Below are 20,572 nucleotides of genomic sequence, written 5' to 3' on the forward strand. Positions count from 1 at the left end.
GGGTGGCGGTCACGCCGGCGGCCAGGGGGGGGCGGCCGGTTGTGGTGCGGGCGGATTCGCGTAGGGCCTGGGTGGTCAGGCGGCGGATCTTCAGCCAGTCGGCGGCGCCGGGCCAGATGGTGGGGGGGACGAACTGGAGGCTGGTGGTGCGGGCGTCCTTGACCTTCAGGGCGAGGGGGACCAGGTGTTCCAGCAGGTCGCGTGGGACGTCGGTGCGGAACAGGTGGCGGGTGGCCGTGGCGATCTTGCCGAAGTTGGCCAGTACGACGCTCGGTGTGGCCTGCTCCAGCAGCGCGCCCATGACGCAGCGCTGGCGGGACATCCGGGAGAAGTCATCGCTGTTCACCCGGGAGCGGCCGTACCAGAGCACGTGCTCGCCGTCGAGCTTGCGGTATCCCGCCTTGATGGTGCCGGCCGTGCCGAAGTGGCCGCCCCACTTGATGTCCTGCTCGACCCGGATCCGTAGCCCGCCGATCGCGTCGACCAGGGCGGCGAAGCCGTACATGTCGACGATCACGTAGTAGTCGATCCGCAGCCCCAGGGTGTGGCCGATCGCGGCCTTCAGCTCCCGGGGACCCCTGCCCTTGCCGAGGTGGTCCTCGGCGTACTGCCAGACCTCGTTGAGCAGGCCCTGCCCGGAGTCGCCGGTGAAGCCCTGCGGGAACCGGGCCGCCAGCGGGTCGCCCTTGGGGAAGCGCACGAACTGCAGGTTGCGCGGCAGGCCGAACATGACCGAGTTGCCGGTCCGCACGTCGACGCTGGCCACCGTCATGCTGTCGGTGCGCACGCCGGTGCGGTTGCCCGCCGCGTCGCCGCCGATGAGCAGGAAGTTGACCCGGCGCTGGCCGTGCCAGGGGTCCTCCTGGCGGATCGGGGTGGCCGCGGGGTCCTCGGGCTCGCTCGGGAACACGGCGTTGGCGGTGGAGCGCACCGTCATGATCGTGCCGGCGGTCAGCGCGAACGGCGCCATGATGCCCACACACAGCACGCCGACCACGACGCCGGAGACGATCTGCCCGGTCTGCGGGAGGCGGTCGGGGCCGAGGGCGACGTAGGACGTGATCAGCAGGGCGAACCACCCGAGCGCGCCCACCCCGGCGGCCACCATGAGGCCGACCAGCGTGCTGTCCTTGGCCGCGAAGCCGAGGTCGGAGCTGACCAGGTACGCGAAGCCCGCCACGGCGGCCAGCAGCACGCCGAACGCCCCGAGCAGGATGAATCCGGTGCGCCGCCGTCCGGCGCGCAGGTGGGCGGCGCCGGGCAGGACGGCCGACAGGGTGGTCCAGCCGATGATGGACGCCGTGGTGAGCGGCTTGGCGAAGCGCGGCGCGCGCGCCGGGGCCGGGGGCCGGGTGCTCGGGGGAGGTGGCGGAGGGGGCTCCGGGTGGTCGTCGGCAGCCTCCGGGGTCGTACGGCCACGAGGCGTGCTCACAAGCGCTCCCTGCTGACTCTCCGATTCCAGCCGCCCATCAGGCGAAACGCCCTCTCGTCGGCCCCCCGTGGTCCACGGAATTCCAGGATTCTAACCCCCATACCTGGACATCAATGACCCAAACCCAATATCAGGAAATCGGTCGGTTACAAGTGGCTTACGGGTACATGACGTCATACCCCGGCCCGGCAAGGCCACCTGACGGCATTGGCGCTGGTCAGGAGACCGTCCCCGCGGGTGCGAGCCAGGTGTTGCACTGGGCGACCCGGGTGCGCTCGTACCCCTGCTTGAACCACCGCCCGCTGTTGGGCGGGGAGCCGTGGTCGCGCGGCCGGCCCGGCCAGTCGCCGACGTTGGAGAAGAAGTAGTACAGAGTGTTGCGGCGGGCCGGGGGGATCGGGTAGCTCGCGGCCACCGACCGCATCCACAGGCCGCCGAAGCAGTTGGCCTGCAGCTCGAACCGGCGGCTCAGCGCCAGCCTGCCGCCGGTGGTGCGCGAGTTCAGCGTCTTGCTCCACCAGGAGTTGGACAGGCCCGACAGCTGCTGCACGTGGTGGCCGTACTCGTGGGACATCATGCCGACGATCGAGCCGTGCCAGGAGGACAGCGAGCCGTATCCCCGCTGGTTCCCGCGCCCGCGCGCGATGGCCGAGGTGGAGGCGTAGATGGTCGTGTTGCGCGGGCAGTAGTACGGCACGATGCTGCCGCGCTGCGGGAAGTCGCCGCACGGGCCCCGGCCGCCGCGGGCCTTGATCGCGTAACCGGGCGGGGCGAAGGGGACGCCGACCTGGCGCAGGGCCGGGGACCAGGTACGGCTCATGCACTGGCCCGTCTTGAGGATCAGGTCCCTCAGCTGGGCGTCGTTGAAGATGTTGGTCGCCTTGGCGCGGCAGGCCAGCCGCGGCAGGCCCTTGATCTGGTACACGGAGTTGCGGGTCAGGCTGGTGTCCCGGGCGGGCAGGGTGGTCGGCCGTTCGGTGCGCGGGCGGGTGGGGGCCGGGGTGGCGCGCGGGCGGGTCGGCACCTCGGTCCGCGGCCTTCCCGGGTCGTACGTGGGCACCGGTTCGAAGGTCGGCAGCGACACCGGCGACGGCGGGTCGGGGATGCGGGCCTTGGACAGCAGCGCCGAGCCCAGCACCAGCAGGACGAACACCGCGGCGATCGTGCCGAGCAGCCCGCCGATCACCGCGCCCGCGCCCGACCCCCGCTTCGGCGGGCGCCACGCGCCCGGCGCACCGTTCGGCCCGGGTGCCCGCCACCCCGGCCCCGGCGGCGGGAGCGGGACCGGCGCCTGCCCGGCGGGCGGAGGAGGCGGCGCCGGGTACCGCTGCCCGGGCGCGCCGGGCCCCTGCGGCCCGGCGCCGTGCCGTCCGTACCCGTGCGGCCCGGGGCCCTGCGGCGCGTAGGGCGGGCGGTACGGCTGCGCGGGCCCCTGCGGTCCGTACGGCGGCCGGCCCTGCGGGTCGTGCCGCGGCGGGCCCTGGGGTGCGTAGGGGGGTGCGTACGGCGGGGCGCCCTGCGGGCCGTGATCCGGCGGGCCCTGCGGCGTGTGAGGCTGAGGCGGGTGTCCCGGCGGTCCCTGCTGAGGGCCGCCCGGTGGATACGGCGCCTGGGGCGGGTACGGCTGGGGCGGGTACCCCTGGGGTGTGCCCTGGGGCGGTCGGGGGTGCGGTCCGCGCGGGGGGTACGGGGGAGGTGGTTGCGGGCCCCGGGTGTCCTGCGGGACGGGTGGCGGATAGGGATGGCGGCCGCCGGGCGGCGGCGGTGGAGGGTGATGGCCGTTATCGGTCATATCCGGACCCCCCTAACCGGTCCCATTGGACCGCGCGGATCTCCCCCGTCACAAGATCCACATTCTGCATCATTTTGGGCAGAACTCTACTCATTTCCCAATAGTCACGGATGTCGCCGTATCTGGTTACATTCTGAAATCATCCGAGGTGATCTCCGCGATGTTCCGGAATCGTCGCGGCTCTCTGCCCTAGCTTCGATTCCATGAATCTGCAGCAGCTCCGTTATGTGGTCGCCACTGCGGAGCACCGCACCATGACAGACGCGGCCAGATCGCTGTACATCGCTCAGCCCGCGCTTTCCCGTGCCATTCGCGATCTGGAACGGGAACTCGGCATGACGCTTTTCGCACGCTCCGGCCGGGGAGTCGTCGTGACCGCCCAGGGCCGCCGCGTCGTGAAACTCGCCAGAGAGGCCCTCGACGCCGTCCACGAGATCGAGGCCCTCGCCACCCAGACCCATTCCGGCGGCGAACTACGGGTCGCGTCCCCACCCAGCCTCGAATCAGTGCTGGCGGGCCGCCTGTTACCCGCCTACGTGGCCGACCATCCGGGGGTACGCGTGCAGGTGGTCCGGTGCGACGGACGCGACGGCGTGGTGAACGCCATCCGCGAACAGCGCGCCGACCTCGGCCTGACCGACCTGCCCGTCCCCGCCGACCTGGTCAGCCACCCCCTGGAACGGCAGGAGATCGTGCTGCTCTCGCCGCCCGGCCTCGACCTGCCCGACACGGTGCCGATGGTCCGCCTGAACGCCATGCGGCTGGTCCTGCCCCCTCCCGGCAGCGCCAGGCGCCGCGAGTTCGAGCAGCTCTTCGCCACCTACGGCGTCCGGCCGGTCATCGCGGCCGAGATGGACGAACGCGGCTCGTGGCCGATGGCGATCCGGGCGTCCTCGGCGTCGATGCTGGGGTACCGCGGGATGGCCGACCAGGCCGCCAAGGCGGGGCTGGTGGTCCGTTCCCTCGACCCGACGCTGCGCCGCATCATCGCGCTGGTGCACGTGCGCAAACGACTACCCGGCATGGCGCAGGACTTCCTCTCGGTGGCAGAGGGCGCTTCCACGGCCTGACCGTTTTGGAGCGTTCCCAACGCGGCCGGCACCGTCCTGCCTGCGCTGACACGCGCACGCCACGGCCCGCCCGTGACGGCCGCCCACCCGCGCGGTGTGGGGCCGCGCGGCGCTTCCCCGGCCCGGCGTACGCTTGCGGTGATGCACACTCCGCACACCCTGCGCCTGCGCGGCCGTGAGTTCCCCCCGGGAGACTTCGCCGTCATGGCCGTGGTCAACCGCACACCCGACTCCTTCTTCGACCAGGGCAGGACGTACGGCTTCGGCGCCGCGCTCGACGCGGTGGACGAGGCGGTCCGCGCCGGAGCCGACATCGTCGACATCGGCGGGGTGAAGGCCGGTCCGGGTGACACCGTGGACACCGCCGAAGAGATCCGTCGCGTCGCGGGTCTCGTCGCCGCCGTCCGCGAGGCGCATCCCGGCCTGGTGATCAGCGTCGACACCTGGCGTGCCGAGGTGGGCGAGGTGGTCGCCCAGGCGGGCGCCGACCTGCTCAACGACACCTGGGGCGGGCCCGACCCCCGCCTGGCGGAGGTCGCCGCCGCGCACGGCATCGGCCTGGTGTGCGCGCACGCGGGCCGCGCCGAGCCCCGCACCCGGCCGCACCGCGTCGGCTACGACGACGTGGTGGCCGACGTCGTGGCGCACGTCACCGCGCTGGCCGCGCGCGCCGTGCGGGCGGGCGTGCGCGCGGACGCCGTGCTGATCGACCCCGCGCACGACTTCGGCAAGAACACCTGGCACTCCCTGGCGGTCAGCCGCCGCCTGGGCGAGCTGGTCGCCACCGGGCATCCCGTCCTGGTGGCCGTCTCCAACAAGGACTTCGTCGGCGAGACGCTGGGCGGGCTCCCGGTGACCGAGCGGCACGCCGGCACGCTGGCCACCCTCGCCGTGTCCGCGTGGCAGGGGGCCCGCGTCTTCCGCGTCCACGACGCCGCCTCCGCCCGCGCGGCCCTCGCGGCCGTCACCCGCCTGCGCGCCGCCGCGGCGTCCCACGTCGCGGGCTGACGCGCTCAGGCGTACAGGACCGAGAGGAACCTGATCAGGATGGCCTCGCGGGTGGCGGCGGGCAGGGCGTCCAGCACGGTGTTCACCACGGCCATCTCGGGCTGGCCCGAGCCGCCGAGGTCCACGCCCACCGAGGCGGCCAGCTCGGTGAAGGTGGCGTCGTCCAGGGCGTCGAGGTCCAGGGACGCGAGGATCTCCGGCAGGCCCTCGGGGACGAGCGCGGGGCCCTTCTCCCGGGCGGCCCCGGCGGAGGCGGCGATGACCTCCAGCATCGCGTCCACGCCCGCCAGCGTCACGCCGGTGACGGTGATGTGCAGGTTCGCGGGGATCCCGGCGTAGGACAGCTGGGGCTGCAGGAACCAGCCGAGCTTGCGGGCCTCGTCGGACAGCACGAAGACGTCCACCTCGGCGTCCCCGGTGAACGCCACCAGCGACGACTCGGGCTCGCCGAGCACCCGCAGGCCGGGGATCTCCCCGATGCCGTCGATCAGGCGGCGCGTGGCGGCCAGCGTGTTCTTGGCCAGGTCAAGGTACCCGTCGCGGCCAAGGGCGTTGAGGGTCGCCCAGGCGCCGCCGAGCGGGCCGGCCGACTTGGAGCTCTGCACCGTGGAGTTGATGATCGTGTACCCGGGCCAGGCGCCCGAGGCGAAGTACGCCGCGCGGCGCAGCGCGGGGTCGGCGAACAGCACGACCGACGCGCCCTTCGGGGTGTAGCCGTACTTGTGCAGGTCGCAGGAGATGGACGTCACCCCCGGCACCGACAGGTCGAACGGCGGGACCGCCGCCCCGGCCTCGGACAGCCACGGCAGCAGCCACCCGCCGACGCAGGCGTCCACGTGGCACGGCACCCCGCGGGCCGCCGCCGCGGCGGCGATCTCGGCGACCGGGTCGATCACGCCCTGCGGGTACGACGGCGCCGACGCGACCACCAGCACGGTGGCGGGCGTGATCGCCGCCGCCAGCGCCGCCGGGTCGGCCCGGAACGTCCCCGCGTCCACCGGCACCGCCACCACGTCGAGCCCCAGGTAGTGCGCCGCCTTGTGGAACGCCGGATGCGCCGTCACCGGCACCACGATCTCCGGCCGCCCCGCGTCCTGTCGTCCGCCGTCCGGCCGCCCCTCGGAGGGCGCGGCCCCCGCCCGTCCCCCGCCGGCCCGGATGTCCCTGGCGGCCTTCACCGCGAGCATGATGGACTCGGTTCCGCCGCTGGTGAAGATGCCGGGGGTGCCGGGGCCGCCGCCGAGCAGCTCCGCGACCGCGCCCACCACCTGCTTCTCCATGGTGACGACGCTCGGGAAGGCCGTCGGGTCCAGCGTGTTCACCTCGAGCATCTCCGCGTACGCCCGGGCCGCCGCGTCGTGCACCTCGGCGCGGCCGGTGTCGTACACGTACGCGGTGACCTTCCCCCCGCGCACCTGCAGGTCGTCCCGCCGCAGCCGCGTGATCTCGGCGAGCAGCTCGTCGGCGGACCGACCGTTCTCAGGTAGCACGTGCCCCTCCAGGCGCCGGTGGTGAATCACTTCATCAGATCACATACCACCACGGAAGCCGCTCAGGCGAGCGGGAGCAGGACGACGGCCCGCAGGCCGGGCCCGGCGTCCTCCAGGTGGACCGAGCCGCCGTGGGCGAGCACCGTCTCGCGCACGATGGCGAGCCCCAGCCCGGCGCCGCCCTCGTCGCTGCTGCGGGCATCGTCCAGCCGGGTGAAGCGGTGGAACACCCGCTCGCGGTCCGCCTCGGGCACCCCGGGGCCGTCGTCGGTCACCACGACCATCGCCCGGTCCCGGCGCCGCAGCTCGACCGTCACCCGGGACCTGGCGTGCCGCACCGCGTTGTCCAGCAGGTTCACCACCACCCGGCCGAGGTCCATGGCGTCGCCCCGCACCACCGCGGGCTCCACCGCGCCGACCACCACCTGCGCCCCGTCGTACCGCTCGGCGGTCGAGGCGACCAGGTCGCCGAGGTCGACCGGCTCGGCCCGGTGCGGGCGGCGGCGCTCGTCCAGCCGGGCCAGGGTGAGCAGGCCCTCGGCGAGCCTGCTGAGCCGCAGGGTGTCCTCCAGCACCCCCTCGGCGGTCTCCCGCCAGTCCTGGCCCTCGGGGTGGCCGAGCGCGACCTCCAGTTGCAGGCGGATGCTGGCCAGCGGGCTGCGCAGCTCGTGCGCGGCGTCCGACACCAGGGCCCGCTGCGAGGTGTCGGCCGCCTCCAGCCGCGCCAGCATGGCGTTCAGCGTGGTCGCCAGGTCGTGCACCTCGTCCCTGGCCTCCGGCACCGGCAGGCGCCGGGTCCGCGCGGTGCCGCTGACCTCCTCGGCGCCCCGGCGCAGCGCCGCGATCGGCCGCAGCGTCCTGCCGATGATCATCCAGCTCGCGACGGCCAGCAGCAGGAGCAGCAAAGGGGTGCCGACCAGCAGCATGTGGATCGTCGTGGTGATGCTGTCGGAGACGTCCTTGAAGGATCTGGCGGCGATCACCGTGCGGCCCTGGTCGGCCTGGACGGCCACGACCCGCAGCGGGCCGGGGATGCCGTACGGCCCGCCGTCCACGAACGTGCCCCGGCCGCCGGAGGGCGCGCCCCGGGAGCGGCCGGGCAGCAGCGGCACCAGCCGGTCGGCGCCCGGCGTGACGTGCGTGATGCGCCCGCGCGCGTCCAGGACCTGCACGATCGTGCCGTCCGGCACGTTGATCGGGTCGTACAGCCGTCCCACGTCGGCGAGCGTGGCCACGTCCCTGGCCCGCTGGTAGGCGACGTCGTCGGTGGACGAGATCAGGGCCCGTCCCAGCACCAGCACCAGCAGCCCCGCCGCCAGCGCCACCGCCACCCCGAGCGCCGCCGACGCCGTCAGGGTCAGCCGCAGCCGCAGGCTCCGCCGCCGCCACCACGCCAGCGGCGCCGTCACCCGCCGGCCCGGGACGGGCGGGTCAGCCGCCATCGCCGGCCAGACGGTACCCCGCGCCGCGCACCGTGCGGACCGTGTTGCGGCCGAAGGGGACGTCGATCTTCCTGCGCAGGTAGCCGACGTACACCTCGACCACGTTGGGGTCGGTGTCGTAGGTGTCCCAGACGTGCTCGAGGATCTCGGTCTTGGACACCACCTCGCCGGGGCGGCGCAGCAGGAACTCCAGCAGGCCGAACTCGCGCGGCGTCAGCTCGATCGGCACGCCGCCGCGGGTGACCGTGCGGGCCGCCGGGTCCAGCGCCAGGTCGCCCGCGCGCAGCACCGCGGGACGGCGGCGGGCGCCGCGGCGCATCAGGGCGCGCAGCCTCGCCACCAGCACCACGTAGGAGAACGGCTTGGTGAGGTAGTCGTCCGCGCCGAGGTCCAGGCCGTCCGCCAGGTCGTACTCGCCGTCCTTGGCCGACAGCATCAGGATCGGCACCCAGTTCTCCTCGGCGCGCAGCCGCTCGCACACCTTGTAGCCCGACAACCCGGGCAACATGATGTCCAGCACGACCACGTCGTAGTCGCCCTCCCTGGCCAGGTGCAGGCCGTCCTCGCCGTCGTGGGCGAGGTCCACCGCGAAGCCCTCCGCCTGCAGCCCGCGGCGCAGCGCGGCGGCCATCCGCCTCTCGTCCTCCACGACGAGCACCCGCATCATGACCCTTTCCACGAAAACGTCCCTGTCGGCTCCCATCTTGGCCCCGCCGCGCTGAGATGCGGCTGAGACCCGGCTGAGAAGCCTCTCAGCACGTCTCAGCTTCGGCACAGGGCCCGCGCGGCAGTCTTGCTCTTGCCCGCCTCGGACGACGGGGGGCGGCATAACGTTGAGGAGTGACATGCCGAACAACACGACACGTGCGATGAGGTGGGGGGTCCCGGTCGCGGTGGTGGCCGTGATCGGAGGCGCGCTGGCGGCCGGGCCGGTCATCGCCGCCGTCCAGGGCGACCCCACGCTGCCCGAGCGCACCGCCGCGCAGCTGCTGGCCGAGGCCGCCAGGAACGCGCAGCGGGCCGGGCCGCCCGTCATGTCGGGCACCGTGGTCGCGACCGCGTCCCTCGGCCTGCCCACGCTGCCGCTGCCCGGGGGCACGAGCAGCTCGCCGATGGCCCTGCTGTCCGGCTCCCACACGCTGAAGGTCTGGTACGGCGGCGACGACCGCCTGCGGCTGGCGCTGCCCGGGTCGATGAGCGAGACCGACTTCATCTCCGACGGCAAGGGCCACGCGTGGCTGTGGAGCAGCGACTCCAACACCGCCACCCGCTACACCCTGTCGAAGTCGGGGACGCACGGCAGGCCGAGCGCGCCGCCCACGTCCCTCACCGCCCTGACCCCCGACGCCCTCGCCGCCCAGGCGCTGAAGGCGGCCGAGGACGGCGGCACCGCCGTCAGCGTGGCCCCCGCCCAGCAGGTCGCGGGCCGCGCGGCCTACCAGCTGGTGCTCACCCCCAAGCAGCCCGCCTCGCTGGTCAAGGAGATCAGGCTCGCGCTGGACGGCGAGAAGTTCATCCCGCTGCGGGTCCAGGTGTACGCCAAGGGCACCGCCGAGCCCGCGATCGAGGTCGGCTTCACCCAGGTGGTGTTCACCGCCCCGGCGGCGGAGAACTTCGCGTTCACCCCGCCGCCCGGCGCCAAGGTCGAGGACAAGTCCCTCGGCGAGGCCGCCCCGCCCGCCGGCGGCCCGTGGTCCGGCGCGCCCGGCGGCCACAGCGGGCCGCCCGCCTCGGCCGGCAAGCTGCGCACGTTCGGCAGCGGGTGGGCGACCGTCGCCGAGGTGCCGCTCTCGGCGGCCGACCTCGGCAAGCCGTCCGGCGGCGAGAGCCGGCGCCCCGGCGCGGCCGACCCCGCCGCGGCGCTCGAGACCCTGCTCAAGTCCGGCAAGCCGGTCTCCGGCCCGTGGGGGAGCGGCCGGGTCATCCAGACCAAGCTGGTGTCCGTACTGATCACCGACGACGGCCGCCTGCTGGCCGGCGCGGTGACCCCGCAGGCCCTGACCGAAGCGGCCGGGCACAAGTGACCATGACGACGGGTGAGGGGGCGCGCCAGGCGGCGCCCCCCCGCCCCGCCCCGTCCGCCGCCTTGACGCCGCCGGGCCACCCGGCCGAGGAGGGAGCACGCCGCATGGTGCCCGCCGTCGCCACGTCCTCATCTCTGTCCGCCGCGTCCGTCTCGATCGCCCCCGCGATCGTGACGCGAGGGCTCACCAAGCGCTTCCGCGGCGGGCAGGTCGCGGTGGACGACCTGAACCTCGTGGTGCCGGGCGGTTCGGTGTTCGGGTTCCTCGGGCCGAACGGCTCGGGGAAGACGACGACGATCCGCATGCTGCTCGGGCTGGTGCGGCCGACCGGGGGCGGGTGCGAGATGCTCGGCCGGCCGGTGCCGGACGGGCTCGCCGCGGTGCTGCCGAAGGTCGGGGCCGTGGTCGAGGGCCCCGCCTTCTACCCCTACCTGACCGGCGAGGCCAACCTGCGGCGGTACGACGCCGCCGACCCCGCCGCGGACCCGCGCACCGTCCGCCTCCGCGTGGCCGCCGCCCTGGACCGGGTGGGGCTCGGCGCGGCGGCCGGGAAGCGGTACCGGGCGTACTCCCTCGGCATGCGGCAGCGTCTCGCCATCGCCGCGGCGCTGCTGACCCCGCGCGATCTGCTCATCCTCGACGAGCCCACCAACGGGCTGGACCCTCAGGGCACCCGCGAGGTGCGCTCGCTGATCAAGGACATCGCGGCCGACGGCACCACGGTGTTCGTGTCGTCGCACCTGCTGGCCGAGGTGGAGCAGATGTGCACCGACCTCGGCGTCATGCGCTCGGGACGGCTGGTGGCGCAGGGCCCCCTCGGGGAGCTGCTCGCCCGCCGGGCCCCCCGGGTCCGCGTGGAGACCGCGCAGGTCGCGCAGGCGGCGTCCGTGCTGCATCACCTCGGCCTGACCGGTCTGCGCACCGGTGACGCCGAGGTCACCGCCGACCTCGGCACCGTGCTCCCCGAGCGGGTCAACGCCGCGCTCGTGGGCGACGGCGTCGCCGTCCGCGGCCTCGCCGTCCTGCGGCCGAGCCTGGAGGAAGTGTTCGTGGACCTGACCGGGGAGGGCTTCGATGTCGACGGTTGACACCACCAGGCTGAGCGCCGCCGTCCCACCTCTTCCGGCGCCGGAGGAGGCGGAGCCGGGGGAGCCGGACGTCCCCGGCACGGTCGCCGGCGCGCGGACGTCGAGGCCCGGGGCGGTGCGCGCCGGGCTGCGGCTGCTCGGGTCGGAGCTCGGGCTGACGTTCCGCAGGCCGCGCAACATCGTGCTGATCGCGCTGGTGACCTGCGTGCCGGTGATCCTCGGCGTCGTGCTGCGGACGGTGGGCGGGGACGAGGACGCGCCGTCGTTCGTGTCGGCGGTCGCGGGGAACGGGCTGATGCTGACCTTCGCGTCGATGCTGATGCTGGTGCAGCTGCTGCTCCCGCTCACCGTCGCCGTGGTCGCGGGGGACACCGTCGCGGGCGAGGCGAGCATGGGCACCCTGCGCTACCTGCTCACGGCCCCCGCGGGGCGCACCCGGCTGCTGCTGCTCAAGTTCGCCAACGTGTCGATCTTCGCGTTCGTCTGCTGCGCGCTGGTGGCCGCCGCCGCGCTGATCACCGGGTTCGCACTGTTCCCCGTGGGGCCGGTCCCCCTGCTGTCCGGCGGCACCATCTCCGTCTTCGAGGGCCTGCTGCGCGTCGGCGTCGTCGTCCTCTACGTGACGGCCGGCATGGCGGCGTTCGGGGCCTTCGGGCTGGCGATCTCGACGCTCACCGACGTCCCGATCGCCGCCGTCGCGGCGAGCGTGGTGACCGTGGTCTTCTCCCAGGTCATGACGCTGGTCCCGCAGCTGGAGGTGATCCGGCCGTACCTGCTGCCCTCCTGGTGGGGCTCGTTCGACGGCGCGCTGCGCGACCCCGTCGCCACCGACGTGCTCGGCCAGGGCCTGCTGGTCTTCGCCGCCTACATCCTGGTGTTCGGCTCGATCGCGTGGTCGCGCTTCACCAGCCGCGACATCACCGCGTGACCCGCTGACGGGGGCCGCGGCCGGTGGGAGGGGGCACGAGCCCGCTCCCACCGGCCGCCGCGCGGGGGATCAGGCGGACGGCGTCCCGCGGCCCCGGCGCAGCGCCAGGGCGGCGACGGCGAGGCCGATCACGCCCACGGCGAGGCCGATGCCGGCCAGCAGCCGCGCCGTGCCGTCCGAGGCCGCCTGGCTATGGGCGGCCGCTTCCGCGTGCAGGGTCGGGCCCTCGGAGGCCGCGGGCGAGGCCGAGGCGGCGTGCGTGGCGCCGCCGCCGTGCTCGTCCTCACCGGTGGCCGCGACGAGCTTCAGGATCGGCACCGGGTGCTCGGCCTCGGAGCCGTCGGCCTTCGGCTCGTCGGCCCACTTGACGACCTCGCCGCTGGAGTAGGTCTGCGTCGTGGGGAACATCAGCTGGTCGGTGTCCTCGGGCAGGCCGCCGAGCGACACCTCGAACTCCTGGAACTGGTGCGGGTCGATCTTCCCGCCGGACCAGGTGATCTTGGTGACGGCCTTGGTGATCTCGCCGTACTTCGACTGCACCGGCTTCGGCAGCTTGCTCTCGGTCACCTCGGCCTTCCAGCCGGGCACCGGGCGCACCGACACGAACGGCAGCGGGTGGTCGACCGGCAGGTCCACCACCAGCTTGGTCGTGGAGGCGTCGTCCCGCTCGTTGGGGACGCGGAAGGCGACCTTGCTGAAGCTGCCCTTCTCGACGGAGCCGGGGTTGATGGTGACGTGGGCGAGCGCGGGCAGGGCAAGGCCCACGGTCAGGGCGAGGGTGCCGGCGGCGACGGCGGCGGCGCGGCGCGCGGTGGAACGCAGGGACATCGGAGGTCTCCACTTCGACTGATGAGAGGTTGTGCCGGGAAACGCACGCACGGCCGTATGAGGGGGGTGCGGATCCCAGGGGCGATCGCGGCCCGGCGGTCCGGGCCGTGCGCTCGCGGGGTGTCAGCAGGCGAAGGGAAGCGGAGGGCCGCGCCTGCGGACGGAGTCGCGCAGCTCCCGGCGGGCCGGGAGCGGCCGGAGATGACGGGGCGGGCGGGGCGCGCGGCCGTACGGGCCGCCCGCGGGGCCGCCGGACAGCAGGGCGAGGACGCGGCGCAGGCCGTGCACGGCGAGCGCGCCGACCCGCCGCAGCACCGACCACAGGGCCGACTCGCCCCGCGCGAGCCACCAGCCGGTGATCAGCGTGGCGGTGAGGTGGGCCACCAGCATGCCGATGTCGGCGCCGAGGCCGTCGCCGTGGGCGAGGTGGAGGTTCAGCGCGGAACCGCCGGCCGAGGCGCCGAGCAGCTGGTGCAGCCCGGCCTGCGTGCCGACCAGGAACAGGGTGATGGTCAGCGGCGAGCGCTCCCGCCCGGCGACCAGGGTGGTGAGCACGGTGACGGCGCCGCCCCCGGCGCCCACCGCCCACCACTCGGGCCCGGTGCCGCCGGCGACCCGGTGGCCGAGCACGGCGAGCGCCACGCAGACGACCGTGAAGACGGCCGACCGCGCCAGGCGCAGTGGGAGGCGGGCACGCATGACGCCCCACATGGTGTCACGCCACCCGGGTGCCTGTCCCGCCGCCCGGCCGACCTGCGCGCGCGTCGTCGCGGTCGGGCCCGCTTCCGGGCGCGGCGCGGCCCCGGGTGCGCTGAAAGTTCCAGTGGCGCAGGGGTTTCGGTGTCCAGGCGGATTCCTGGGAGCGGTCCGTGGGGCGTGCGGGGGAGGAGCGTGCCTGGTGGCGAGGGGGACGGGGGAGGTTTGCCCGCTGGTCGTAACGTCTGCCGCTTTAAGGGATTTGTCGCTACTGTTGCGCGCGACCGCAGGTTCTGTGAGTGCGAGGTGGTGGTCATGCGGCATTTTCTGGGACTGCTGCTCGGCATCGTCATGACGGCGGTGCTGACGGCGGGCGCAGGATGGGCCTCACAGGACGTGATGCGCGGTCTGGTGAGCACTGCCGGCGGTGCCGCCGCCGTCGACCCGGTGCGTGACACCAAGGCCCTGGTCGCGATCGGCGCCATGGTGGTCGCCGGCCTGCTGCTCGGGCTGGTGGTGGCCGGGCGGGTCTCGCCGCTCGCCACGTTCATCCCGTCCATGGTGATGCTGGCCTGGACGGTCATCTACGTCCTGGACGTCACCCGGGCGCTCGGGCTGGCCCCCACCGACCCCACGATGGACCCGAACATCGTGCAGGCGGGGAAGGGCATGCAGGACCTGCTGGCCAAGGGCGTGTTCGCGATGCTCGGCCTGGCGCTGTTCATCCCCGTCCTGATGCCGTCCCGCTGGGCCGGGCGGCACGACGCCGAGGAGCCGTACGAGGAGGAGCCGGTCGAGCCCGCGGGCTACTACTGAGCCGCCTCCCGCGCGCCCTCGGTGTACAGGCGGGTGACGACGTCCTCGATGGTGGACTCGCCGGGGGCGGTGGCCATGAGGTCCTCCAGGGTGCCGTCGAAGGCCAGGCTGCCGTGGTCGATGAGCATGACGCGGCGGCACAGGCGCTCGATGTCCCCGAGGTCGTGCGTGGTGAGCAGCACGGTGGTGCCACGCTCGGTGTTCAGGTCGCGCAGGAAGCCGCGCACGGCCGCCTTGCTGACCACGTCCAGCCCGATGGTCGGCTCGTCGAGCACCAGCACCGGCGGCTCGTGCAGCAGCGCGGCGGCGATGTCCCCGCGCATGCGCTGGCCGAGGCTGAGCTGGCGGACCGGGGTGTCCAGGAACGGGCCTAGTTCCAGCACCTGGGACAGGTCGTCCAGCCGCCGCCGGAACACCTTCTGATCTACTTTGTAAAGGTGCCGGATCAGTTGGAAGCTGCTCCGCAGCGGCAGGTCCCACCACAGCGTGGTCCGCTGGCCGAACACCACACCGATGCGCCGGGCCAGCGCGGTGCGCCGCCGGGACGGGTCCAGCCCGGCCACCCGGATGCGCCCGCTGGTCGGCGCCAGGATGCCGGTCAGCATCTTGATGGTCGTCGACTTGCCGGCGCCGTTCGGCCCGAGGTAGCCGACGAACTCCCCGGGCTCCACCCGGAACGACAGGTCACGGACGGCGTGCACGACGCGGGTCTCCCGGCGCAGCCGCCCCACCCGGCGCCGGATGGTGAACGACCGGCCCACCCCGTCCAGCTCGATCATGGTCAGCTCCCCGTGGAACGATAGCGGCGAAGCCCGGTCCGCCAGGCGAGGGCGGCCAGGGAGGCGAGCAGCAGGGCGGCCACCGGGGCGAGATAGCGCAGCCAGTGGGGCAGGCCCAGCGGGTCGGGGCGGTCCAGCACGTACAGGCCGGGCTGCCAGTTGACGAAGGCCAGCGGGACGATGAACGTCACCCCGCGCACCAGGTCGGCGCCGTAGACGCTGAAGGGGTACTGCGTGAGCTGCCCCCCGCCGTAGGTGAAGGCGTTGGCCACCTCCGGCGCGTCGGTCAGCAGGAACTGCAGGGCCCCGCCGAGGGTCCACACCGCGGCGAACAGCACGACGCCGCAGACCAGCATCACCGGGATCATCCAGGCCCGCTCCCACGGCACGCCGAGCTGCGGCAGCGCGATGCCCAGCACCGCCGCCGCCTGCGCCACGCGGCCGATCCGCTGGAAGGAGAAGCGGTCCACCGCCATCTGCACGAACGGGCTGGCCGGCTTGATGAGCATGGAGTCGAAGGCGCCGCTCCTGACGTGCCCGCTGAGCCGGTCGACGTTGCCGAACAGCAGGTCGGCGAGGGAGAACGAGACGCTGGAGGTGCCGTACAGGAACATCACCTCGGCCAGGGAGAAGCCGGCCAGGGTGTCGGTGTGCGCGAACATCACGCCGATGGCCGCGATGTCCAGGCCGGTGATCAGGAACGCGCCGACGGTGAGCATCGCCATGGACGCCGGGTACTGCGCCGCGGCGCGGGTCCAGGTGACCGCCAGCAGGACGTACACGCGTACCGCCTCGATCATCGCTCACCCACCCTGGATCACCACTTTGCTCCGGGCGGCCCGGGTGGCGAGCGCGCCGAGGCCGAGCAGTGCCGCGGCCCACGCCGTCTGGAAGCCGAGCGCCGCGGCCACGTCCGTCTTGCCGAGGAAGACGTCGGCGGGGACCTGGATCAGAGCGGCCCACGGCAGGGCCCTGGCCAGGTCGCCGAGCCACCCGGGGAAGACCACCAGTGGAAGGATCATGCCGCTGAAGAAGGTGGTCAGGGCCAGTGAGAGGGCCTGCACCCCCCGGTCGTCCACGATCCAGCACGTGGACAGCGCGATGAGGTACCGCAGCCCGAAGCTGACGACGACGCCGAGCGTCATCGAGACGGCGAACACCGCCCAGGTCCCCGGCGCGTCCGGCAACCGGATGCCGAACAGCGCCGCACCGGCCAGAGTGGGTGGCACGCTACGCGCCAGGAACAGGAACCCGGCCCGCCCGAGATCGTCGGCGAGCGTCCACATCTGCAACGACGCCGGCCGCACCAGATCGAGCGCCACGTCCCCCGTCCGCACCCGCTGCGCCAGCTCGAGCCCACCGCCGAACACCTGCATCGGCCCGATGAACCCCTGCGTCAGAAAACAGAAGGTGACCGCGTCCACGACGTCATACCCCGCCAGCCCCGGCCGCGCCTCCCACAACGCGATCAGCACATAGGCCCGCAACACCCCGAACACGGTATTGGTGAACGCCCCCGCCGCCGCAGCGGCCCCATAGGCGGCATGCCGACGAAATCCATACCTGAGCACAGTCATATAGAGCGCGAAGGTCAGGCACCTCCAGGTCACAACGAAAAACGCCATCCTAACGTCCATCCCCACCCCGGGCCCTGTGCTTTTCCCGGCCCACGGGGCCTCCATCCGCAGCCCGGTCTCGCCGTGCTCGCGTTTCCCGTGCTGGCGTTCCCGTGCTGGCGTTCCTCGTGCTCGCGTCCGCCGTGCTCGCCCAGGGGGTCGTTTGAACCGGCGCCGGTACGGCGGGAAGTGGTACGGCGAATCCGGCGCCGTCCTACGGTGGTCAACCCGTGGTGTGCGCGGCGCCGGTGAAATGGTCCTCGCGGAGGACGCGCTTCGCGCGGATGGCGCAAGGGCTGTGTTCAAGCGGGGGACACCCCCGCACCCCCGAGCCTGCCGGTCTCATGGTCCTCCACCGCGACGGGTTCCGGTGGGCTGGTGGGCCGCCACACGGCGGCGCCGAATTCGCCGTACCACTTCCCGCCGACTCGGCGCCGGTAAAGCAACCCGACGAACCCGACGAGGCTCCGGCGGCGCCGCCGGACGGCGAACGCCGGATGTGCGGCGCTGCCGAGGCCCGGGCCGCGAGCCGTGGGAAGGAGGGCTCCTGCCTCATACCCCCTAGGGGTGGTGGTGATGCCTCGACCCACTCACAGGGCTCTCACCAGGTCAAATCTGTGGGCAAACTCTCGACAAATATGTAACGGGGATGTAAACCAGGATGTACTGGTGAGTAGATAGAACCGCGTTCCGCTTGGTCGGGGGATGGGGGTCCGGCGCGTATGCAGCAGGAGATCGATGTCGACGTTCATCCCCGGTATCCGGTGAGCTGGCAGGCCAGTGTCTTCAACGGGCTGCTGCGGGGGACCACGAAGCCCGCGTCCGCGCTGCTGCTCAGGCATGGGCTCGGGCTCACCGTTCTCGCGCGGCTGGTCGAGATGGGGGAGCGGCTGCCGCTGCCGGTGCCGTCGGGGGTGTCCATCGCCAAGGAGGGCGGGGGGGCGTGCCGCTCGGAGTGGGTGCGGGCGGGGGAGCCGGACGAGGGCAAGGTGGTGCTGTACTTCCACGGTGGGGGCTACTTCTTCTGCTCGCCCGCCACGCATCGCCCCATCACCTGGCGGCTGTCGGCGATGGCGCGGCGGCCGGTGCTCGCCGTCGACTACCGGCAGGGGCCGGTCCACTCGCTGGCCCACTCGCTGACCGACGCGCTCGACGCCTACGAGAACCTGCTCGACCGGGGCTACGACCCCTCCGGCATCGTGGTGGCGGGCGACTCGGCCGGAGGGCACCTCACCCTCGCGATGCTGCTGGCGCTGCGCGACCGGGGGATGCCGGTGCCGTCCGCCGCCATCTGCCTGTCGCCCTGGGCCGACCTGTCCGACGTCCGGCGCCGGGCCAACCGCTGGGCCGACCCCAGCCTGTCCGCGAGCCGGGTCGAGTGGCTGGCCCGCCGCTGGACCGCCGGGCTCGACTGCCGTGACCCGCTGGTGTCCCCGGTGTACGGCGACTACCTGGGCCTGCCGCCGCTGATGATCGTCACAGGCTCCACCGAGGTGCTGCGGGACGAGGGCCGCCGGGTGGCGCTGCGCGCCAGGGAGGCCGGGGTCCCGGTGACGTACGAGGAGTGGCCCCGCATGCCCCACGTGTTCCCCATCCTGGCCGACGTGGTCCCCGAGGCCCGGCTGGTGTTCCGCCACATCGCCCGTTTCCTGACCGCCGTCTCCGCCCCCGCCGAGCCCTCCGCGGGACAGGCCACCGACGCCGCCTGAGCTTTCTCGGCGGCCCCGTCGGCCCCGCGCCGCCGAGACCGCCGGAGGTGTCCGGATAGACCCTCGGCGTCCGTAACTTATGGGTCCCGGGGGAGTAGGGCGTACTAGCGGTACGACGTGCCTTTCTAGCAGAGTGACCAGTCCTTTACGGACGGCTGTCGGGGATTTCGGCCCCTTGTAACATCCGTCCGTCTCGTCACACTGTGCACGCGAGTGACTTACTCTCAGGTATCAGTCATCTAACCTCTCATGCCGCTTCGAACTACCAGCCGCCGAACGGGCTTCGGGAGGGCCACAGTGGCCTGTGCCGTACCACTCGTAGAGAGGGCACCCGCGGATGGCACGTGGCGGAGCTGGCTCCCCGGGCGGGACGCCTCCGGGCGTCCGGCCGCTGACGGTAGGCGATCCGGTGATCATCGGGCGCTACCTTCTTCTCGGCCGTCTCGGGGCGGGCGGGATGGGCGTGGTCTACCTCGCCGAGCGTCCAGAAGGCGGGCTGGTCGCGCTGAAGACCCCGCACGCCGTCCACCTCAACGACCCGACGCTGCGCGCCAGGTTCGCCGAGGAGGTCGAGCTGTCGCGCCGGGTGGTGCCGTTCTGCACCGCCGCCGTCCTTGAGGACGGCACCGACCGCGACCGCCCGTACCTCGTCACCGAGCACATCCCCGGCCCCTCCCTCTCCCAGGTGGTCGGGGCACGCGGCCCGCTGACGGCGGACCTGGCGTACGGCGTCGCGCTCGGCGCCGCGGCGGCGCTGGTCGCCATCCACGAGGCGGGGTTCGTGCACCGCGACCTCAAACCCGGCAACGTGCTGCTGTCGCCCAAGGGCCCGAGGGTCATCGACTTCGGCATCGCCAGGGAGGTCGACGCAGCCGTCGCGCACACCCAGGCCGGGCAGATCATGGGCAGCCCCGGCTGGGTGGCGCCCGAGCGGCTCACCGGCGGCGCAGCCATCCCCGCCTCGGACGTGTTCGCCTGGGGTTGCCTCGTCGCCTACGCCGCCACCGGCCACCACCCGTTCGGCGCCGGGGACGCCGAGGTGCTGACCCGGCGCATCCTGGTCGAGCAGCCCCGGCTGGCGTCGGTGCCCAAGCTGCTGCTGGACCCGGTGTCGGCCGCGCTCGCCAAGGAGCCCGGCGCCCGCCCGGACGCCGCGGCGCTGCTGGGCGCGCTGCTGCACGCTGGGGGAGTGGACCCGTCCTGGGATCCCCGTGAGGCCGTCGCGGCGGTGCTGGAGGAGCTGTGGGTGCCCGTGCCGTACCCGGCCGGCGCCGGACGGCTGAAGATCACCGGCCCGGAGGGGGACGCCGCGCCGGAGGGCGCCACCACCGGGGCGCGGGCGGCCCGCCGCGCCGCGGCCCGGCGCGGCCACGCCTCCCACGCGGGCTTCGCCGCCCTGGCCACCGTGTCCATCGCCGCGGTGACCGTCGTGGCGGCCGGCAGCGGCGGCAGCACCATCAACCCCATCGCCGGCCCCGGCAACCCCGAACGCGTGCCGTTCGTCATGCCGTTCCACGACACCCGCACCCCCTCGGGTGCCTCCGGCGGCCCCCTCCCCGTGGCCGCCTCCGGCCCCCACGCCTCCACCGCCCCCGGGACCCCGCCGAGCATCGCCGTCACCCCCGGCCCCGCCATGACCCGCTCCGGCTCGCCCACCGGTGACCCCGGCGACCCCGGCGACCCGTGGCAGTCCCAGATGCCCCGCCCCACCGGCAAGCGCACCACCACCCGCCCCCCCGACCCCGAGCCCACCCCCACCTGCGCCGACCGCCGCGGCAGGCAACGCCCCTGCGAACCCACCCGCACCCAGGGCCCCCGCCCCACCCGCACCCCTCCCAAACCAACGGTGAGCAT

General features: G+C 73.6%; 18 protein-coding genes. 8 read left to right on the forward strand and 10 right to left on the reverse strand.

The genetic code is table 11. The features are described from left to right. Positions 1 to 1,432, reverse strand: a 1,432-nt coding sequence (locus ACFP1K_RS38460) for an LCP family protein (protein WP_380763020.1), incomplete at its 3' end; no start/stop codon positions are given. A 217-nt stretch (positions 1,433 to 1,649) separates the two neighbouring features. Beyond that, positions 1,650 to 2,618 (reverse strand): neutral zinc metallopeptidase, encoded by a 969-nt coding sequence (locus ACFP1K_RS38465; protein ID WP_380763022.1) that lies wholly within the window; start codon positions 2,616 to 2,618, stop codon positions 1,650 to 1,652. A gap of 809 nt (positions 2,619 to 3,427) precedes the next feature. On the opposite strand from ACFP1K_RS38465, the gene ACFP1K_RS38470 reads away from it, so the two are divergent. Together ACFP1K_RS38470 and folP are read left to right on the forward strand one after the other, a co-directional pair. Further along, entirely contained in the window at positions 3,428 to 4,294 is an 867-nt protein-coding gene (locus tag ACFP1K_RS38470; protein ID WP_380763024.1) for a LysR family transcriptional regulator, read from the forward strand. A 141-nt stretch (positions 4,295 to 4,435) separates the two neighbouring features. Next, the gene (gene folP / locus ACFP1K_RS38475; protein WP_380763026.1) at positions 4,436 to 5,302 is read left to right on the forward strand and encodes a dihydropteroate synthase; all 867 of its coding nucleotides are present in this window, start codon (positions 4,436 to 4,438) and stop codon (positions 5,300 to 5,302) included. Positions 5,303 to 5,307: 5 nt separating this feature from the next. Here the strand turns inward: folP and ACFP1K_RS38480 are convergent, their stop codons facing one another. The 3 genes from ACFP1K_RS38480 to ACFP1K_RS38490 all read right to left on the reverse strand — a co-directional run bounded on the left by ACFP1K_RS38480 (position 5,308) and on the right by ACFP1K_RS38490 (position 8,913). Beyond that, positions 5,308 to 6,792, reverse strand: a complete 1,485-nt coding sequence (locus ACFP1K_RS38480; RefSeq protein WP_380763028.1) for a pyridoxal phosphate-dependent decarboxylase family protein — start codon at positions 6,790 to 6,792, stop codon at positions 5,308 to 5,310. 62 nt (positions 6,793 to 6,854) lie between these two features. Next, positions 6,855 to 8,234 (reverse strand): sensor histidine kinase, encoded by a 1,380-nt coding sequence (locus tag ACFP1K_RS38485; protein WP_380763030.1) that lies wholly within the window; start codon positions 8,232 to 8,234, stop codon positions 6,855 to 6,857. Beyond that, positions 8,224 to 8,913: a response regulator transcription factor gene (locus ACFP1K_RS38490; protein ID WP_449329176.1), complete on the reverse strand. Its 690-nt coding sequence runs from the start codon at positions 8,911 to 8,913 to the stop codon at positions 8,224 to 8,226. The genes ACFP1K_RS38485 and ACFP1K_RS38490 overlap by 11 nt, the downstream gene beginning before the upstream one ends. A gap of 166 nt (positions 8,914 to 9,079) precedes the next feature. Here ACFP1K_RS38490 and ACFP1K_RS38495 point away from each other — a divergent pair, with 166 nt between their 5' ends. From ACFP1K_RS38495 to ACFP1K_RS38505, 3 genes are read left to right on the forward strand one after another with little or no spacing between them, the layout of a single operon-like run. Continuing rightward, the gene (locus ACFP1K_RS38495; protein WP_380763032.1) at positions 9,080 to 10,258 is read left to right on the forward strand and encodes a LolA family protein; all 1,179 of its coding nucleotides are present in this window, start codon (positions 9,080 to 9,082) and stop codon (positions 10,256 to 10,258) included. A 2-nt stretch (positions 10,259 to 10,260) separates the two neighbouring features. Next, entirely contained in the window at positions 10,261 to 11,346 is a 1,086-nt protein-coding gene (locus ACFP1K_RS38500; RefSeq protein WP_380763034.1) for an ABC transporter ATP-binding protein, read from the forward strand. Further along, on the forward strand, positions 11,333 to 12,274 hold the full coding sequence (locus tag ACFP1K_RS38505) for an ABC transporter permease (protein ID WP_380763036.1): 942 nt from the start codon (positions 11,333 to 11,335) through the stop codon (positions 12,272 to 12,274). Before ACFP1K_RS38500 ends, ACFP1K_RS38505 begins: the two co-directional genes overlap by 14 nt. A 69-nt stretch (positions 12,275 to 12,343) precedes the next feature. Here the strand turns inward: ACFP1K_RS38505 and ACFP1K_RS38510 are convergent, their stop codons facing one another. After that, positions 12,344 to 13,102: a YcnI family copper-binding membrane protein gene (locus ACFP1K_RS38510; protein ID WP_380763038.1), complete on the reverse strand. Its 759-nt coding sequence runs from the start codon at positions 13,100 to 13,102 to the stop codon at positions 12,344 to 12,346. 123 nt (positions 13,103 to 13,225) lie between these two features. Next, positions 13,226 to 13,801, reverse strand: a complete 576-nt coding sequence (locus tag ACFP1K_RS38515) for an MFS transporter (protein ID WP_380763040.1) — start codon at positions 13,799 to 13,801, stop codon at positions 13,226 to 13,228. A 312-nt stretch (positions 13,802 to 14,113) separates the two neighbouring features. Here ACFP1K_RS38515 and ACFP1K_RS38520 point away from each other — a divergent pair, with 312 nt between their 5' ends. Further along, positions 14,114 to 14,614 carry a hypothetical protein gene (locus ACFP1K_RS38520; protein WP_380763042.1) on the forward strand — a complete coding sequence of 167 codons (501 nt, stop codon included), beginning with the start codon at positions 14,114 to 14,116 and terminating at the stop codon, positions 14,612 to 14,614. Here ACFP1K_RS38520 and ACFP1K_RS38525 read toward each other — a convergent pair. The 3 genes from ACFP1K_RS38525 to ACFP1K_RS38535 are packed head-to-tail and all read right to left on the reverse strand — an operon-like array spanning position 14,608 to position 16,883. Beyond that, positions 14,608 to 15,393, reverse strand: a complete 786-nt coding sequence (locus ACFP1K_RS38525) for an ABC transporter ATP-binding protein (protein WP_380763044.1) — start codon at positions 15,391 to 15,393, stop codon at positions 14,608 to 14,610. The genes ACFP1K_RS38520 and ACFP1K_RS38525 overlap by 7 nt on opposite strands. Positions 15,394 to 15,395: 2 nt before the next feature. Then, positions 15,396 to 16,193 carry an ABC transporter permease gene (locus ACFP1K_RS38530; protein ID WP_380763045.1) on the reverse strand — a complete coding sequence of 266 codons (798 nt, stop codon included), beginning with the start codon at positions 16,191 to 16,193 and terminating at the stop codon, positions 15,396 to 15,398. A gap of 3 nt (positions 16,194 to 16,196) precedes the next feature. After that, the gene (locus ACFP1K_RS38535; protein ID WP_380763047.1) at positions 16,197 to 16,883 is read right to left on the reverse strand and encodes an ABC transporter permease; all 687 of its coding nucleotides are present in this window, start codon (positions 16,881 to 16,883) and stop codon (positions 16,197 to 16,199) included. A gap of 848 nt (positions 16,884 to 17,731) precedes the next feature. Between ACFP1K_RS38535 and ACFP1K_RS38540 the strand changes: the two genes are divergently transcribed. Together ACFP1K_RS38540 and ACFP1K_RS38545 are read left to right on the forward strand one after the other, a co-directional pair. Beyond that, positions 17,732 to 18,718, forward strand: a complete 987-nt coding sequence (locus ACFP1K_RS38540) for an alpha/beta hydrolase (protein ID WP_380763049.1) — start codon at positions 17,732 to 17,734, stop codon at positions 18,716 to 18,718. Positions 18,719 to 19,127: 409 nt separating this feature from the next. Next, positions 19,128 to 20,572 (forward strand): serine/threonine-protein kinase (locus ACFP1K_RS38545; RefSeq protein ID WP_380763051.1); only part of this gene is annotated, 1,445 nt, incomplete at its 3' end.

Source organism: Sphaerisporangium aureirubrum (assembly GCF_042658925.1).
Taxonomy (GTDB): Bacteria; Actinomycetota; Actinomycetes; order Streptosporangiales; family Streptosporangiaceae; genus Sphaerisporangium; species Sphaerisporangium aureirubrum.

Excerpts from the sequence above, each read along its gene's own strand:
- ACFP1K_RS38470 (WP_380763024.1), top strand. The coding sequence starts at position 3,428 with ATGAATCTGCAGCAGCTCCGTTATGTGGTCGCCACTGCGGAGCACCGC.
- folP (WP_380763026.1), top strand. The coding sequence starts at position 4,436 with ATGCACACTCCGCACACCCTGCGCCTGCGCGGCCGTGAGTTCCCCCCG.
- ACFP1K_RS38485 (WP_380763030.1), bottom strand. The coding sequence starts at position 8,234 with ATGGCGGCTGACCCGCCCGTCCCGGGCCGGCGGGTGACGGCGCCGCTG.
- ACFP1K_RS38495 (WP_380763032.1), top strand. The coding sequence starts at position 9,080 with ATGCCGAACAACACGACACGTGCGATGAGGTGGGGGGTCCCGGTCGCG.
- ACFP1K_RS38500 (WP_380763034.1), top strand. The coding sequence starts at position 10,261 with ATGACGACGGGTGAGGGGGCGCGCCAGGCGGCGCCCCCCCGCCCCGCC.
- ACFP1K_RS38505 (WP_380763036.1), top strand. The coding sequence starts at position 11,333 with ATGTCGACGGTTGACACCACCAGGCTGAGCGCCGCCGTCCCACCTCTT.
- ACFP1K_RS38510 (WP_380763038.1), bottom strand. The coding sequence starts at position 13,102 with ATGTCCCTGCGTTCCACCGCGCGCCGCGCCGCCGCCGTCGCCGCCGGC.
- ACFP1K_RS38515 (WP_380763040.1), bottom strand. The coding sequence starts at position 13,801 with ATGCGTGCCCGCCTCCCACTGCGCCTGGCGCGGTCGGCCGTCTTCACG.
- ACFP1K_RS38520 (WP_380763042.1), top strand. The coding sequence starts at position 14,114 with ATGCGGCATTTTCTGGGACTGCTGCTCGGCATCGTCATGACGGCGGTG.
- ACFP1K_RS38525 (WP_380763044.1), bottom strand. The coding sequence starts at position 15,393 with ATGATCGAGCTGGACGGGGTGGGCCGGTCGTTCACCATCCGGCGCCGG.
- ACFP1K_RS38530 (WP_380763045.1), bottom strand. The coding sequence starts at position 16,193 with ATGATCGAGGCGGTACGCGTGTACGTCCTGCTGGCGGTCACCTGGACC.
- ACFP1K_RS38540 (WP_380763049.1), top strand. The coding sequence starts at position 17,732 with ATGCAGCAGGAGATCGATGTCGACGTTCATCCCCGGTATCCGGTGAGC.